Raw genomic sequence first — 15,899 nt, 5'->3', positions numbered from 1 at the left:
GTCCGATGATCCGGATCTGGCTCCGGCGTCGGAGAATCCGGAACTCAATGAGATGTCCCTGTACGTCAACGACGAAGGACGCGTCGAGGCCACTGTTGATCTCGACGTCGTGACCGGTGAGGAACTGAACGCGGCTCTGGATCCGCTGTGCAGGCCGGTCCCCGAGCCGGACGGGTCACCCGATCCACGGACGGCCCGGCAACGCAGAGCTGATGCGCTCGGGCAGATCATCCGGACCTACCTGTCCGGATCAGACCGGCCCACCAGCGGCGGCGTCCTACCGCACGCGTCGATCGTCATACCCACAGTCGGTTCACCGGGTGACGGGGTCGCCAGGCTCGGGTTCACCGGGCCCGTGTCCCCGGCAACGGTCGCGTTGAGCTTGTGCACCTCGGCCGTCACCAGGATCACCGTCGACGGAGGAGGCGTCCCGCTGGATGTGGGGCGGGAGCAGCGGTTGATGACACCCGGCATCCGCAAAGCCCTCGCGGCCAGGGACTGCGGATGCGCATTCCCCGGCTGCGGACGACCAGTCACGTGGACCGACTCGCATCACTGCACGCCGTGGTCAGAAGGAGGCGCGACCAGCCTGGGCAACGGAGTGCTGTTGTGCCGGATGCACCACACACTGATCCACCAGAGCGGGTGGGAGGTGTTCATCGGCCACGACGGCCACCCCTGGTTCCTCGAACCGGCCGACCCGGCACGGCCCGATCGGCCACGGGTCCCGATCAGATCGCACGCCCGACGAACGATGACAGTGCACCCTGCCGCGGCGTGATCCGCCCAGACTCGCTCCAGGAGCAGACGCATCCAGCACAATCGCGGGAATCGCGAGACGAAACCGCCTGAACCCCTTCATTCTTCGCGCTCGCCCACCTACGATCGGCAGTCATGACTCCCCGCTTCACCGCCGACGAGCTCGATGCTGCGTTCGCCCAGTTCCAGAAGACCACCGCCGAGGTCGCAATCAGCGACGACTGGGACGTCTGGGCCGATCAGTTCACCGAGGACGCCGACTACGTCGAGCACGCGTACGGCACTATGAAGGGCCGCGAGGCGATCCGCACGTGGGTCAAGAAGACCATGTTCGCGTTCCCCGGCAGCCACATGGCCGAGTACCCGTCACTCTGGCACGTCTCCGACCCCGAGACCGGCCGCGTGATCTGCGAGATCGACAATCCGATGCGCGACCCCGGCGACGGATCCGTCTTCACCGCGACCAACATGACGATCCTGACCTACGCGGGAGACGGCCTGTGGAGCCGCGAAGAGGACATCTACAACCCAATGAAGTTCGGGCAGATGACCTACCAGTGGTGTCAACGCGCAGCTGAACTCGGAACCCTCGACGAACCGGCACAACAGTGGATGGAGACCTTCGGCAAGATGTTCGCGCCGCGGTCCCCGCGCTCGTCATAGAACAAGCGATTCACCTTAGCGGCGCGCCTGACCCGTGTGGACAACCCGACCACCGGCTCGACGCCGTCCACAGATGCGTTCCCCCGGCCAAACCCCCTCCGCAGCCTTCTACCGTGACTGCAATCGTGCAACGGAGGCCGTCATGACGCTCGGATACACCCCTCGTACAGCTCACCCACCCTGCCGGCAGCAGGCTCAGCAAAACGGTCTAGTACCACAGGTGATATCGAGCTACGATGAGTAAGCACTCGAAAGTCATCGCGATGATGCGAAACAACCCTAAGGGTGTCAGGTTCGAACAGGTCAAGGCCGTATGCGACTCCCTGTTCGGCCTACCCCGCAATAGCGGAACAAGCCACCACGTCTACGCAATGCCATGGGGCGGCGACCCCTCGACTGCGCTCGGGGAGCAGAACGGTCATCCAAGAGGGCCGGAACGGCAAAGCGAAGGCCTACCAGGTCCGCCAGATACTGGCGGCGATCGATCGCATGGAGGACGAACTATGACGTGGACAGCAGAGCAATACAGTTACCGGGTCACATGGTCGGAAGAGGACCAGGAGCATGTCGGACTCGTCGATGAGTTCCCCAGCCTGTCCTGGCTCGCGAGCACGCAAGTCGAGGCCCTCGAAGGAATCCGCGATGCGGTCGCCGACGCTGTCGCAGACCTCGGAGAGGACAGCCCGACTCCACTTTCGCAACGCGAGTACTCAGGCAAATTCCTCGTCCGCACCACACCTCGCGTCCACCGGCGCCTCGCCGAGATCGCCGCGCGCACAGGACGTTCGCTGAATGCAGTTGCCAACGAACTCCTGGACGCCTGACAACCCCGGATCACTGTCCGCCCGCTCGTCATAGATCATCCGATCGACCTCCGATTCGGACAAGTGTTACGTTCCACGGGCTGATTCTCACCACTTCGCGGACCGCCTCGGGCGATCGCCACCCAGGAGCTGCCCATGACTTCCGGATTCGATCCGCCGATCCTCACCTCGTCGAACGGCCCGACCCACGGCCCGCGGGCATCGGTGCTCGCGATGAGCGCGCCGATCACCTCCGGCCTCCGTTTGCACTGGAACAGCCCCGAACGGCCGGGAGGCGGGATCGACGTGACCGTGGAGGAGAAGCTCCACATCTCGCGCCGGTGGCAGATCACCAGCGCCGACTCCTGGCTTCATGTGACCGACTCGTTGATCCGCGGCGAACACATCCGGGCAACGCCCGGCGAGCTGGCCCTCGACATCCGCGACGAGTTGCTCGAAGGAACCGGCGCCGCCTACCTCGATCTCGACGGATGGGTCGCCGCCGTCTACGCGCACGGGGAGCAGTCGTCGTGGACCGACGAGCAGACCGACCTCGTCGTCCGGCAGGCAGTGAAGTCGTTTCACGTAGAACAACAGCTGGCCACAGACGGGCTGCTCCCACCGGGCGAACGGATCGTCACGATGTTCGCCCACGATCTCGCCAACGCCGCCTACCTCGTGTACGCGGGCGCCCGGCTGGGTTACGCGAATCCGACCACGGCCGAGCAGATGCTCGACGCGCTCGGGCACAACGCGTCGAACGTCGACGCGTTCCAGACGTGGGCGCAGTTCGGCGCGGCGTACGTCGCGGCCTCGTCGGTCCTGTACGGCGGATACCCGACCGACGCGCACTACATCGACGCCGCCGGCACCGTGCGCACGTTGCTCTCCAGCCCGATGAGCCCGTGGACCAACATCGGGTTCCCCGGACGTTCAGCACCGTGATCCCGAGACACACGCCATTGCCCGATGTCCCGGCGGTATTGCGTGCCCACGCGACATCGACCATCACCGTCGACCCGAGAGGTCCCCTGTACGACGACCTCGCCCAGGCGCTGGCTCTCGGCGCGGTGGTCCGCGTGGACGAGCACCAGCCGTGGAACTCCCTCGATGTCGCCGATGTGTCGACCTACAGCGCACGAGTGTTCCTCGCCGAGCACGGCATCAACAGCGCAGACGACTGGACGGCGGCACTCGGCGAAGCGCTCAATCCGAGCGGCAACGACATCGATTCCGTCCTCGGATTCCGCGCGGATCTGATGCGGACCGGCGAGACTCCGACAACCGGCCGGTGGCGCGCCGAGATGCACGAGTGGCTGCACGACACCGACCAGACCGACGACGCACACGACGCCGTCGACCGGATCATCACCGCGGTCGACGACATCGAGACGATGTTCACCAGCGCAGGCCTGCTCGAACCCGGAATCAAGATCCGCTCCGTCGCAGGCCACCGCCTGTCGTGGGCGGTGTCGGTCGCCCGGTGGGGTTCAAGCTCCGGCTACGGCGACTACCAGGCCGTACGTCAAGCCCTCCTCGCGGTTCGCGACCTCGCGGGCCGCCACTTCGTCGACTGGAACGAGTACGCGGCGTCGACGATCGCCGGGTTCGCACTCGAGGCCGATGACCACACCGCGGCGATCACCACCTATCTGCCGCCCGTCGCGACACTGTTGGTCGCGGCCGACAGCCCGTGGCGGAACCTGACGTTCCCGACCGACCTCGACTTCGCACTGTGACCGCCTCGTCGGCTCGCTGAAAGGACCACCCTTGGCACTGTTCAATCGCCGCCGCGACGACGCCGACCCGCTCGTCTGGGGATCCCGCGACAACCCCGAGCGCATCGCCGCCGCCGTGAACCGCGACTACACCACTGCCGACATCCCGGTGGATCCGCAAGGAACCCTGTACGGCCCCGTCGCACAAGGCCTGTCCCTCTCCGGACCGATGGCGTCGCCACAGAACGTCAAATGGAACTCGTTGACCGACCTCGGGAACTTCGCCGCGGCAGGAGAGGTGGAGCAGACCCTGACTCAGGTCTGGGGCATCGAGGACGAGGAGTACTGGTTCACCGTGCTGAACCGCCTCGTCGCAGGACAGTACGGCGACAGCATCGCCTATCACGCGGCTGACATCCGCACTGCGGCGAAACGACGGCGCGACGTCCACACGCTCGACGACAACACGTGGGCGCACGAACTCACCGCCGAGTCCGACCGACTGGAGGCTCCGGACGGCTACGCCGACGCGCTGATCGAGGCGATCGGCCCCATTCGCATGGCGGAGCAGCAGCTGCGTGCAGCGCGACTGCTCGCTGCCGACGAGGAAGTCGAAGCGCTCAGCGGCTACGACCTCGTCCGCGTCTGCAACGTCGCCCGATGGGGCGTCGCCTTCGGCTGGGGCGGGCCGCATGTCGTTCGGAACGTTGCGCTCGCCGCACGCGACAGCGTCCTTGTCAATCACTCGTCGTGGCGGTCGTACGCGTTGAGCGTCACGGCAGGGCGGATGGTCACCTATCCCGACACGTACGGCCGAGAAGTCGTCGACGCCATCGAGTGGGTCCGCCCCTATCTCGACTCGCGAAACTCTCCGTGGAACCACCTCCCGTTCCCGACCGAACCTGTCCTCGGCGACGACTGACTGTGGACTACGCGCCGGGTGGAATCAGGTGTCCACAGATATGAACACGCTGGTGACAGCCCTGTAGAGACGGCGTAGCATTGGCGTTGCAACCTGCAACGGAGGTCACCATGACAGCAGTACCCACCGGCCATACCAAGAAGAAGGCCGCCGACCGCGCGACACGATTCTCCGCGGAGCTCTTCGAGTCCGCGCAAGCGGTCGGGGAGGTCGAGAACCGATCTGCACGGCAACAGTTGGAGTACTGGGCAAAGATCGGCCGTTCATTCACCGCCGCATCCTCCTCATCCCGTAGTCGAGTGGAGGCCGCATTGGCAGGGAGACTCGAAAGGCAGTCCCTCACCGCCGACGAGGCAATTGCTTTCGACGCCGAGTTTCCAGCACGCGTCGCCGAGAGTCTCGCCTCGACCAACGTCCCCGCCGAGCGAGCTGAAGCAGGGTTCAGGTCGGTGTACCTCGACGACGATGGCCGGCTCATAGAACTCGGCACCGACGGCACCGAGGCCCTACTCGCCGCTGACGTATGAACAACCCTCGCCCGCGACTCGACCTCGTGGTCGGGTGCAACGGCGCGGGCAAATCGACACTGATCGCCAATCATCTGCAACCGATCCTCTTCGGATCGGTGTTCGTGAACGCAGACGAGATCGCCAAGAAGCGCTGGCCACATGCGGCCGAAGAGCACTCGTACGACGCAGCGCGAATCGCCGAGCGAACTCGTGATGCTCTGATCGCAGCAGGGCGGCCTTTGATCGCCGAGACGGTGTTCTCTCATCCGTCCAAACTCGATTTGATCGCAAGTGCCCACGACGCAGGATTCGTAGTCCACGTCCACGTTGTAGTGATTCCCGAACACCTGGCGCTTCAGCGAGTCGTGACCCGCGTCGAATCAGGTGGGCATAGCGTGCCACCAGAGAAGATCCGATCCCGATTCCAGCGGCTCTGGCCACTCGTCGCCACTGCGATCAGCCGAGCTGACGCCGCGTACGTCTACGACAATTCGCAATCCACGATGGCGACCCTCGCCGAGTTCTCACAAGGGTCCGCGATATCACCACCGGCATGGCCTGCGTGGACACCAGAGCCGCTGCGGGCGTTGACGGAGGGCTGATTCCTTTCGACTCCGCTCAAGGATCGGGGGAGATCCGCTCAAGGATCAGGGGGAGAGCCGCTCAAGGATAAGGCGGGACGGGTCAAGGATCAGGGACGGGCGCGAACCTACGATCGCGTAACCGCAAGCTACTCATCCGTAACATAGACGCGGCACTGAGCGATGAAACCCGTGACAGATGGACTTGGGACCGTTACGACCGTGACGTAGCCTGAAGGGATACGCGCACGTCGACGCTCCCCGCGGCGGCACCGCCGCCCGACCGACGCACCGAACCGACCGGAGGAATCACCGATGGCACGCGAACTGACTCAACTCGAGCTGCTCCGGGAGCTGGAGCCGATCGCCGAGAACAACGTCAACCGCCACCTGAAGATGGCGCGCGACTGGAACCCGCACGACTACGTGCCGTGGGACGAGGGCCGCAACTTCGCCGAGCTCGGCGGCAAGGACTACGACCCCGAAGACTCCAAGCTCGACGACGTCGCCAAGGCCGCGATGATCACGAACCTGCTGACCGAGGACAACCTGCCCTCGTACCACCGCGTGATCGCCGACAACTTCTCGATGGACTCCGCGTGGGGCCACTGGGTCGGCCGCTGGACCGCCGAGGAGAACCGCCACGGCATCGCGATGCGCGACTACCTCGTCGTGACACGCGGCGTCGACCCCAACGCGCTCGAAGAGGCGCGCATGATCCACATGACCAACGGGTACGACCCGATGCTCGCAGCAGCGGATCGCGCCGACGAAATGGCCGCCAACGGTGAAGAGATCGGCCTCCTGCACTCCGTCGCCTACGTGACGTTCCAGGAGCTCGCGACCCGCGTGAGCCATCGCAACACCGGCAAGGCCTGCAACGATCCCGTCGCCGACCGCATGCTTCAGCGCATCGCGGCCGACGAGAACCTGCACATGATCTTCTACCGCAACATCTGTGGTGCGGGCATGGACATCGCACCCGACCAGACGCTTCGCGCGGTGGCCGACATCGTCACCAACTTCCAGATGCCCGGCGCAGGAATGCCGAACTTCCGCCGCCACGGCGTCCTGATGGCCAAGCACGGCATCTACGACCTCCGCCAGCACCTCGAAGAGGTGATCCAGCCGGTCCTGCGCAAGTGGAACGTCTTCGAGCGCACCGACTTCGGACCGAAGGGTGAGCAGACTCGCGAGGAGCTCGCGGCATTCCTCGACCAACTCGACAAGGACGCGACCCGCTTCGAAGAGATGCGCGACCGCGCCCTGGCCCGTGAGGCCCGCAAGCGGGAGCAGCAAGCATCCTGAGCACCGCAACATTGCCGACGACATCCCGACCGGACTTCCTGACCGGTCGGGATCCGTTGCGTATCGGCCCGATCGAACTCGCCAGCCCAGTGGTGCTCGCACCGATGGCAGGCGTCACCAACGTCGCCTTCCGTGTGTTGTGTCGCGAACTCGAAGCTGAGCGGACGGGCACCGTGTCCGGCCTGTACGTGTGCGAGATGGTGACGGCCCGCGCGCTCGTGGAGCGTCATCCCGTCACAATGCACATGACGACGTTCGACCCGACGGAGACGCCGCGGTCCATGCAGCTGTACACGGTCGACCCGGAGTACACCTACAAGGCCGCGAAGATGATCGTCGACGAGAACCTCGCCGACCACATCGACATGAACTTCGGCTGCCCGGTCCCCAAGGTCACCAAACGTGGCGGCGGATCGGCGATCCCATACAAGCGCCGCTTGTTCCGCAACATCGTCGCCGCCGCTGTCCGCGCCACCGAAGGCACCGACATCCCGGTGACCGTCAAGTTCCGCATCGGGATCGACGACGAGCACCACACGCACCTCGACGCCGGGCGCATCGCAGCTGACGAGGGCGCGCAGGCCGTCGCCCTTCACGCACGGACCGCATCCCAGCGCTATTCGGGCACCGCGGTGTGGGATGAGATCGCACGCCTCAAAGAGCACGTGACGACGGTTCCAGTGCTCGGCAACGGCGACATCTTCGAGGCCGACGACGCCGTCGCGATGATGCAGCAGACGGGCTGCGACGGTGTTGTGATCGGCCGAGGCTGCCTCGGACGGCCATGGCTGTTCGCTGAACTCTCGGCCCGACTCCGCGGCGTCGACGCCCCGACAGCGCCGAATCTGGGCGAAGTGGGCCAGATCATGTTCCGCCACGGAACCCTGCTCGCCGCACACCACGGCGAGGACAAGGGTATGCGCGAGATGCGCAAGCACATCGCCTGGTATCTCCGCGGCTTCCCGGCGGGCGGCGACCTCCGCTCGCAGCTGTCGCTCGTGAAAACCATGGACGACCTGCGGCGACTCATCGACACCCTGCCTGCCGACACGCCGTTCCCGCGCGATGCGCACGGTCCGCGCGGGCGTCAGGGGTCCCCCGCATCGGTCGCGCTGCCCGAAGGGTGGCTCGACGATCCGGAGGAGGACATCGTCCCCGAAGGCGCCGAGATCATGCATTCGGGAGGCTGACAGCGCCGTCCTGAGCTGGTCGATCATCAAACTTTCAGGTCCGGCCACTATCATGTCCGAAGTCCCTGACCAGTGAGGTTATCGTGAGTTCAGACCGCCCCGGCGCCGACAGCCCGGACGACCAGCCGTCGTCACCTCGGCGATCTCGTCGTGCCGGTCGATCGTCTGACTCGTACGACTTCCGGGACCGTTTCGGCGACACCGGCCGGCACCCCCGGGCCGAAGGACTGCGCGAACCCACCGGCCGCGAGCAGTACGTGCGTCCTCGCGGACGTCTCACGGTCCGGCAGCTCATGGATCAAATGGGCGTCGACGAGTCGGCGGGCACGCTCCCGCCCGCGCAGGCCGAGCCGCCCGCAACCGGACGACGCCGCGCCACCCCGCCGCCGACTCCCCCGCGTCCCACGACACCACCGCCGTCAGCTCCGGCGCCCCGCCCCGCGGCACAGGCACCACGACCGTCTGCATCCCAAGCGTCCAACCCTGCGCCGCCGTCTCCGCAGCGCCGCCCGGCGACCCCGCCTGCAGCACGACCGCAGCCGCGCCCGGCAGCTCCCAAACCCGAGGCGACCCAGGCGATCCCGCCCATCGCCGGCTTCGAGTTCGAACCGGTCGACCTCTCCGACACGACGACCGCATCACGCGCGTCCGACGAGTCGCGGGCCCAGAGCCCCACGCCGCCCAAAGCTCCCTCCGGCGATGCACCGGCAGTAGCCCAGCGGGCCACCGACGTCGTCGACGCCCCGAAGAAGATCCGCCGCAGGCCACTCGAACCGACGCCGGACCTCACCCAGGTCATCGAACGAGTCCGTCCCCGCAAGGCGCCCCTGACGAAGAAGGCCCGCGCCCGCAAGGTCGCGACCGGTACCGGACGCACCCTTGTGGCACTCGCGTGCATCCTGTCGCTCGTCGGCACCGGATACGTGTGGAACATGAACCGGGTCTGGAACGGCAACTGGAACAACGTCTTCGCCATCGACCCCGACAGCAAGGACGTCCGCAACAAGGACGCGCAGTACGGCGACGAGACGTACCTGATCGTCGGCACTGATACGCGCAGCGGGCAGAACGCCAAGGTCGGTGCCGGTGAGGCCGACACCGTGGAAGGCGCCCGCGCCGACACGATCCTCCTGGTCAACGTGCCCGCCGACCGCAGCCGTGTGGTCGCGGTCTCGTGGCCGCGCGACCTCGCTGTCGACCGGCCGGAGTGTCAGAACTGGAACTCGGAGACCAAGGAGTACGACGGCGTGCTCCCCGCGGCGAACAGCGTGAAGCTGAACGGTGTGTTCGCCGACGGCGGGCCGTCGTGCATCGTCAAGACGCTCACCCAGATGAGCGGCCTGAACATCAACCACTTCATCGCCATGGACTTCGCTGGCTTCGAACACGTGGTCCGCGCCGTCGGCGGAGTGGAAGTCTGCTCCAAGGTGCCGCTCTTCGACGACGAGATCGGCTACATCGTCAAGACACCCGGCCGCAAGAAACTCACCCCCAAGCAGTCGCTGAACTATGTCCGCGCTCGCCACATCGCACTCGAGGGCAACGGCGACTACGGCCGCATCAAACGCCAGCAGCTGTTCATGTCGTCGCTGCTCCGGTCGACGCTGTCCGGCGACGTGCTGTCGAACCCGAGCAAGCTGAACGGCATCGTCAAGACGTTCATCAAATACAGCTACGTCGACCGCGTCGACACCGACGCGCTCATCAACTTGGCCGATTCGATGCAGGGCATGGACGCCGGAGCGGTCACATTCTTGACCATCCCCACATCCGGAACGTCGGAGGACGGCCAGAACAACGAGATCCCGCGTACCGACGACATCGACGCGATCTTCAACGCCATCATCGACGACCAGCCGTTGCCGGGCGAAAAGAAGAAGCGGCCCGCCGATGCGCCTGCTCCGACGACAAAGGCCCCGGCCAACACCGAGATGACGGCACAGCACGCGAGCAACATCACCGCGCGTGTCCTCAACGGCACCGGGCAGTCCGGCATGGCCTCGAACGTGATGGACGAGCTGATCCGCCAGGGCGTCGAGGTGTCGGGCATCGGCGACGCGTCCGAACAGCGCACCGACACCGTGGTGCGCTACGGCACCGGTGAACGCGATTCCGCCGCCACCATCGCCAAACTGTTCCCCGGCGCGAAGATCCAGCTCGACAAGTCGGTGAAGTCGGGTGTCCAGGTGATCCTCGGCTCCGACTTCGGCGGCGTCGAGACCATGGGGTCGGTTCCGGCCGCGGGTTCGACGCTATCGGTGGAGCATCTCCCCGAGAACGTCAACAGCAGCAACCTGCCGAACGACCTCGCCGTGACCAACGCCGGCGACACCACCTGCAGCTGACACGCCGCCGACTGTTCACGCTGACTTCACCCTGCCCGGCAAGTCGTCGACCGGCACGTTCAGTAGAATTCGCGGTATGCGTGACGCCTACCAGGAGCAGATGTCTGCCCTGAACACGGTCCTCGGTCAGATGGTCGAAGAGGTCGGCCGTGCGATGGAGATGGCCACCCGGTCGCTCCTCGAAGCCGACCTCGAACTCGCCGAACGCGTGATCTCCGATCACGACGCGATCGCCGAGCAGTCCGTCGAAGCAGAGGACCTCGCCTTCAAACTGATGGCCCTGCAGGCCCCCGTCGCGGGCGACCTGCGTTCCATCGTGTCCGGATTCCAACTCGTCTCCGAGATCGACCGCATGGGGGCCCTCGCCCTGCACGTCGCGAAGGTCGCACGACGCCGACACCCCGCACACGTGCTGCCCGAGGAGGTCGCGGGCTACTTCGAGGAGATGGGTCGCCTCGCCGTGGAGCTCGCGCACAATGCGCACCGGGTCCTCGAGTCGCAGGACTATCACGACGCCCTCAGCCTCATGGACGACGACGACGCCATGGACGATCTCCATCGCCACCTCTTCACCGTCATGATGGACCGCGAATGGGCTCACGGTGTGTCCGCCGCCGTCGATGTCACTCTGCTCGGCCGCTACTACGAGCGCTACGCCGACCACGCCGTCCTCATCGCCCGCCGCGTCGTTTTCCAAGCCACCGGCAAGACCCCAGAGCAGCTTCTCGAAGCCTCGTGAGGCTCTCCATTTCGTCGAGCCGTTTCCGCTCTTCAAGCCGTTTACGTTCGCCGAGCGCAGTCGAGACGATTCCGTTCGCCGAGCGCAGTCGAGACGATTCCGTTCGCCGAGCGCAGTCGAGACGCAAGAAAGGTCCTCCGCCCGAAGGTGGAGGACCTTTCCTCGTCTAGCTGAATACTTCTCGACTGCGCTCGAAGAACGGCAAAGAACTTCTCGACTGCGCTCGAAGGAGCGGTGGACAGGTCAGCCGAAGCGGCCGGAGATGTAGTCCTCGGTCTCTTTGCGGTCCGGGTTGGAGAACACCTTCTCGGTGGCGCCGACCTCGACGAGCTCACCGGGCTTCCCGGCGCCGGACAGGTTGAAGAACGCCGTCTGGTCGCTGACACGCGCGGCCTGCTGCATGTTGTGTGTGACGATGACGATCGTGTAGTCGTTCTTCAACTCCGACACCAGGTCTTCGATGGCGAGCGTGGAGATCGGGTCGAGGGCCGAGCACGGCTCGTCCATCAGCAGGACCTGCGGTGAGACTGCGATCGCCCGGGCGATGCACAGGCGCTGCTGCTGGCCGCCTGACAGTCCGCCGCCCGGCTTGTCGAGGCGGTCCTTCACCTCGTTCCACAGGTTGGCGCCGCGCAGGCTGGCCTCGGCCACCTCGTCGAGCTTCGCCTTGTCGCGGACTCCGCCGAGCTTGAGTCCGGCGACGACGTTGTCGCGGATCGACATCGTGGGGAACGGGTTGGCTCGCTGGAACACCATGCCGACGGTGGTGCGGACACCGACCGGGTCGACGCCCTTGCCGTACAGGTCCAGGTCGTCGAGCTTCACCGAGCCAGTGGTGTAGGCGCCCGGGGTCACCTCGTGCATGCGGTTGAGGGTCCGCAGAACTGTCGACTTGCCGCAGCCGGACGGGCCGATGAACGCCGTCACCGACTTCGGCTTGATCTTGAGCGACACGTTCTGGACGGCGTGGAAGTCGCCGTAGTAGACGTTCAGGTCTTCGATGGTCAGGCTCTTCGCCATGGGTCAGCGTCCTGTCTTGGGGCCGGTGAATGTGGACAGCACACGAGCGAGGATGTAAACGACCGCCACCGCGATCACCAGGGTGAGCGCAGCTCCCCACACCGTCTCGTAGCCGCTCGGGCCCTTGTTGTAGTTCTGCAGCATCATCAGGGGCAGCGACTGCTGGTCCCCTGCAAAAGGATTCACGTTCATCACGCGAGTTGCGCCCATCAGGATGAGCACCGGAGCCGATTCGCCGATCACGCGGGCCACCGCCAGCATGACGCCGGTGATGATGCCCGACATCGCCGTCGGCAGCACCACCCGGAGGATCGTCTTCCACTTGGGAACGCCGAGCGCGTACGCGGCTTCGCGGAGATCCTGCGGAACGATCTTCAGCATCTCCTCGGTGGCACGCACCACCAGCGGAACCATCAGCAGCACCAGCGCCAACGCGACGACCAGACCCGAACGGGGCAGGCCGAGTGTTGTCCGCCAGACGGCGTAGACGAACAGTGCCGCGACAATCGACGGGACGCCGGCGAGGACGTCCACCATGAACGTCGTGACCCTTGTGAGCAGGCTCTTCTTGGAGCTGTACTCGACCAGGTAGATCGCGACGAGCACGCCTAGAGGCACCGCGACGACGGCGGCGAGGGCCGTCTGGATCAGGGTTCCGACCAGAGCGTTCGATGCCCCGCCGTAGCGTTCGGACTTGGTCCACCAATCGATGTCCACGATCGGGCCGATGCCGCGGGACACCAGGGTCCACACGAGCCACCCGAGCGGCAGGACGGCGAGCAGCACCGACAGCGTGACGGCCACGCGCGCCGTCTGGTCGGTCACCTTGCGGCGGGTGGACATGGCACCCGGCAACGCCGGACGCAGGGCGACGGGTTCCTTGGTCTTCGTCAGTTCCATGTCACGCCTTTCGGGCGATCACCGCGCGCGCTGCCGCGTTCACGATGAAGGTGAGGGCGAACAGCACCAGGCCCGCCGAGATGTAGGCGCCGGTCTTCAGCGGGTTGTCGAACTCGGCGGCGTTGTTCGCGATGATCGTGGCGAACGTCTGACCGCTCTCCATGACGTTGAAGTCGATGGGGCCCGCTGTCGACATGATGAGAAGCAGCGCCATCGTCTCGCCGAGTGCACGGCCGAGGCCGAGCATCGCGCCGGAGATGTATCCGGAGAATCCGAACGGCAGGACCGCGAACCGGACCACTTCCCACTGGCTGGCACCGAGCGCGAGAGCAGCTTCACGATGCCCGTGCGGGGTCTGCGCGAACACTTCACGCGTCACCGCGGTGATGACCGGCAGGATCATGACGGCGAGGACGATGCCGGCAGTCAGCATCGTGCCGCCGGTCGACATGTTCGCCGCGTTCTGCGGCTGCTGGAAGAACGGCAGGAAGCCGAGGTTGTCGACGAGCCACTGGTTGGGGCCGACCATCGCCGGGCCGAGCACCAGGATGCCCCAGAGACCGTAGACGATCGACGGGACGGCGGCGAGGAGGTCGACTGTGAACGCGATCGGACCTGCAACACGCTTGGGCGCGTACTCGGTGATGAACAGGGCGATGCCGAGCGCAACGGGCATCGCGATCGCGAGTGCGATCACGGACACGAGCACGGTCGCGTAGAACTGCTGCGGGATACCGAACTTCAGATCGTCGCCGGACACCACCCAGGTGCCCTCGAAGGTGAAGAAGTTCTCGGTGTTCTTGGCGAGCGCCGGGATCGCCTGCAGCAGCAGGAACAGTGCGATCAGGCCGATGACGGCGGAGACGAGCAGGCCCGATCCGGTGGCGAGGGTCCGCATGACGCGGTCCCCGGTTCGAGACACCGCCGAGCCCGAGGGCGCGGAGGAGTCCCGACGCCCCGAAGGCGGGGCGGGCTGCCCACCGGCAACCCGCCCCGCCTCGGACGCTGTCGAATCCCCGTTCTTCACGGAATCGACGGCGGCGGTGTCAGACATGGTCACAGCGCGTCGATCGTCCCACGCAAGGTGGTCTGGAAGGCTGCCGGCAGCGGCACGTAGCCCTCGTCAGCCAGCTTGTCCTGACCCTTTTCGAGGATCGTGGTGAATGCCGTCTTGAGGCTCTCGGAGACCTTCGAGTCGGAGTAGCCGCCGGTCGAGCAGACGATCTCGTACGTGGTCAGGACCAGCGGGTAGGCTCCGGCTTCCTGAGTCTTGTAGAGCGCTGTGGTGTCGACGACGAGGTCCTTGGAGCCCGGGGTCTTGAACTTGGCCAGGTCGAGTGCCTTGCCTGCGGTCGCCGCGGTCAGCTCGGTCGCGCCCTTGCCGAAGTCGACCTTGGCGATGCCGAGGTCGTTCTCCTGCGCGAAGCCCCACTCGACGTAGGTGACCGAGCCTTCGGTCTTCTTCACCGTGTCGCCGACGCCGGTCGACTTGGCCGCACCCGAGCCGCCCTTGCCCGCCCATTCCTTGCTGGGCTCGTACGGCCAGTCGGCGGGAACGTTCGCGTTGAGGAACTTGGTGAAGTTGTCGGTGGTGCCCGAGCTGTCGCTGCGGTGGACCGGGATGATCTTCGTGGCGGGCAGGGCGACGCCCGGGTTGAGAGCCTTGATCGCGGCGTCGTCCCACGAGGTGATCTTGGAGTCGAAGATCTTCGCGAGGGTCGAGGCGTTCAGGGTCAGGTTGTCGACGCCGGGGACGTTGAACGCGACTGCGACAGGACCCGCGACCAGCGGGATGTGCCATGCGTCCTTGCCGCCGCAGCGGGTCTTGGCTTCAGCGATCTCGTCGTCCTTGAGAGCCGAGTCGGAGCCTGCGAAGTCGACGTCGCCTGCGATGAACTTCTTCACGCCTGCGCCGGAGCCGGAGCCGGTGTAATCGAGGTTGACGCCGCCGTTGTCGGTGAGGACGTCGGCGAACGTGGTCATCGCCTTCTGCTGCGCGGTGGAGCCTTCACCGGTGATGGACCCGGCGTCCGAATCGGAACCGCCGCACGCGGTGAGGACGAGGGATGCCGCCACGACGGTGGCGGCCGCGGCACCGGCGCTGCGAACGAGCTTGGGGTTGACGCTCATGGGAGTCGATGGCCTTTCGATTTGCTTCGGGGTAACGAAGCGAAGCTATCGACGCCCGGTTAGGTTTCGGCGACACGTCGGTGACCTAATTCCGAACAGTCGGGTCCGGACGACGAACATCAGGTGTCGTCCAGAGGAACTCGCTGGCCCCGCTCCCGGCACCCGAGTAGCAGCGTGCGTCAGTCGGCCCGACGCTTCGACTCGCTTCGCTCGCTCAACGAGCAGTGAGGGTCGCGCACGGTCAACGAGCAGCGGGGCTCTCGGCCCGACAACGAGCAGTGGGGGTCGCGCACCGTGAACGCGCAGCAGGGG

General features: G+C 65.9%; 16 protein-coding genes. 12 read left to right on the top strand and 4 right to left on the bottom strand.

The window, feature by feature from the left end; all coding sequences use genetic code 11:
- From GM1_RS10760 to phoU, 12 genes are all read left to right on the top strand, one after another.
- On the top strand, nt 1-781 hold a 781-nt coding region (locus GM1_RS10760; RefSeq protein ID WP_008378723.1), incomplete at its 5' end, for an HNH endonuclease signature motif containing protein.
- A 113-nt stretch (nt 782-894) separates the two neighbouring features.
- Entirely contained in the window at nt 895-1,422 is a 528-nt protein-coding gene (locus GM1_RS10755) for a nuclear transport factor 2 family protein (RefSeq protein ID WP_008378721.1), read from the top strand.
- 503 nt (nt 1,423-1,925) lie between these two features.
- Nucleotides 1,926-2,246 carry a type II toxin-antitoxin system HicB family antitoxin gene (locus GM1_RS10750; protein WP_040519851.1) on the top strand — a complete coding sequence of 107 codons (321 nt, stop codon included), beginning with the start codon at nt 1,926-1,928 and terminating at the stop codon, nt 2,244-2,246.
- A gap of 135 nt (nt 2,247-2,381) precedes the next feature.
- The gene (locus tag GM1_RS10745) at nt 2,382-3,170 is read left to right on the top strand and encodes a DUF1266 domain-containing protein (RefSeq protein ID WP_008378717.1); all 789 of its coding nucleotides are present in this window, start codon (nt 2,382-2,384) and stop codon (nt 3,168-3,170) included.
- Nucleotides 3,167-3,964, top strand: a complete 798-nt coding sequence (locus GM1_RS10740; RefSeq protein ID WP_008378715.1) for a DUF1266 domain-containing protein — start codon at nt 3,167-3,169, stop codon at nt 3,962-3,964. Before GM1_RS10745 ends, GM1_RS10740 begins: the two co-directional genes overlap by 4 nt.
- A gap of 31 nt (nt 3,965-3,995) precedes the next feature.
- Nucleotides 3,996-4,865, top strand: coding sequence for a DUF1266 domain-containing protein (locus GM1_RS10735; protein WP_008378713.1), 870 nt, complete (start codon nt 3,996-3,998; stop codon nt 4,863-4,865).
- Nucleotides 4,866-4,975: 110 nt separating this feature from the next.
- The gene (locus GM1_RS10730) at nt 4,976-5,392 is read left to right on the top strand and encodes a TA system antitoxin ParD family protein (protein WP_008378711.1); all 417 of its coding nucleotides are present in this window, start codon (nt 4,976-4,978) and stop codon (nt 5,390-5,392) included.
- Nucleotides 5,389-5,976, top strand: coding sequence for an ATPase (locus GM1_RS10725; RefSeq protein ID WP_008378709.1), 588 nt, complete (start codon nt 5,389-5,391; stop codon nt 5,974-5,976). Before GM1_RS10730 ends, GM1_RS10725 begins: the two co-directional genes overlap by 4 nt.
- 294 nt (nt 5,977-6,270) lie before the next feature.
- Nucleotides 6,271-7,263 carry an acyl-ACP desaturase gene (locus tag GM1_RS10720; protein WP_008378708.1) on the top strand — a complete coding sequence of 331 codons (993 nt, stop codon included), beginning with the start codon at nt 6,271-6,273 and terminating at the stop codon, nt 7,261-7,263.
- A gap of 104 nt (nt 7,264-7,367) precedes the next feature.
- Nucleotides 7,368-8,453, top strand: a complete 1,086-nt coding sequence (gene dusB, locus GM1_RS10715; RefSeq protein WP_244874766.1) for a tRNA dihydrouridine synthase DusB — start codon at nt 7,368-7,370, stop codon at nt 8,451-8,453.
- Nucleotides 8,454-8,536: 83 nt separating this feature from the next.
- Nucleotides 8,537-10,798: an LCP family protein gene (locus tag GM1_RS10710; RefSeq protein WP_008378704.1), complete on the top strand. Its 2,262-nt coding sequence runs from the start codon at nt 8,537-8,539 to the stop codon at nt 10,796-10,798.
- A gap of 76 nt (nt 10,799-10,874) precedes the next feature.
- Nucleotides 10,875-11,537 carry a phosphate signaling complex protein PhoU gene (gene phoU / locus GM1_RS10705; RefSeq protein WP_008378703.1) on the top strand — a complete coding sequence of 221 codons (663 nt, stop codon included), beginning with the start codon at nt 10,875-10,877 and terminating at the stop codon, nt 11,535-11,537.
- A gap of 243 nt (nt 11,538-11,780) precedes the next feature.
- On the opposite strand, the gene pstB is transcribed toward phoU, so the two are convergent.
- From pstB to pstS, 4 genes are read right to left on the bottom strand one after another with little or no spacing between them, the layout of a single operon-like run.
- A complete protein-coding gene (gene pstB / locus GM1_RS10700; RefSeq protein WP_008378701.1) occupies nt 11,781-12,557 on the bottom strand; it encodes a phosphate ABC transporter ATP-binding protein PstB in 777 nt (258 codons plus the stop codon).
- Nucleotides 12,558-12,560: 3 nt separating this feature from the next.
- Complete coding sequence (gene pstA / locus GM1_RS10695; RefSeq protein WP_008378700.1) at nt 12,561-13,457, bottom strand: phosphate ABC transporter permease PstA; 897 nt, start codon at nt 13,455-13,457, stop codon at nt 12,561-12,563.
- Nucleotide 13,458: 1 nt separating this feature from the next.
- Nucleotides 13,459-14,511: a phosphate ABC transporter permease subunit PstC gene (gene pstC, locus GM1_RS10690; protein ID WP_040519847.1), complete on the bottom strand. Its 1,053-nt coding sequence runs from the start codon at nt 14,509-14,511 to the stop codon at nt 13,459-13,461.
- A gap of 2 nt (nt 14,512-14,513) precedes the next feature.
- Entirely contained in the window at nt 14,514-15,587 is a 1,074-nt protein-coding gene (gene pstS, locus GM1_RS10685) for a phosphate ABC transporter substrate-binding protein PstS (RefSeq protein WP_008378696.1), read from the bottom strand.
- Between the last annotated feature and the right edge of the window lie 312 nt (nt 15,588-15,899).

The organism is Gordonia malaquae NBRC 108250, assembly GCF_000344135.1.
In the GTDB taxonomy this organism is placed as follows: domain Bacteria; phylum Actinomycetota; class Actinomycetes; order Mycobacteriales; family Mycobacteriaceae; genus Gordonia; species Gordonia malaquae.
This window is presented reverse-complemented; position numbering and strand designations above follow the sequence as displayed.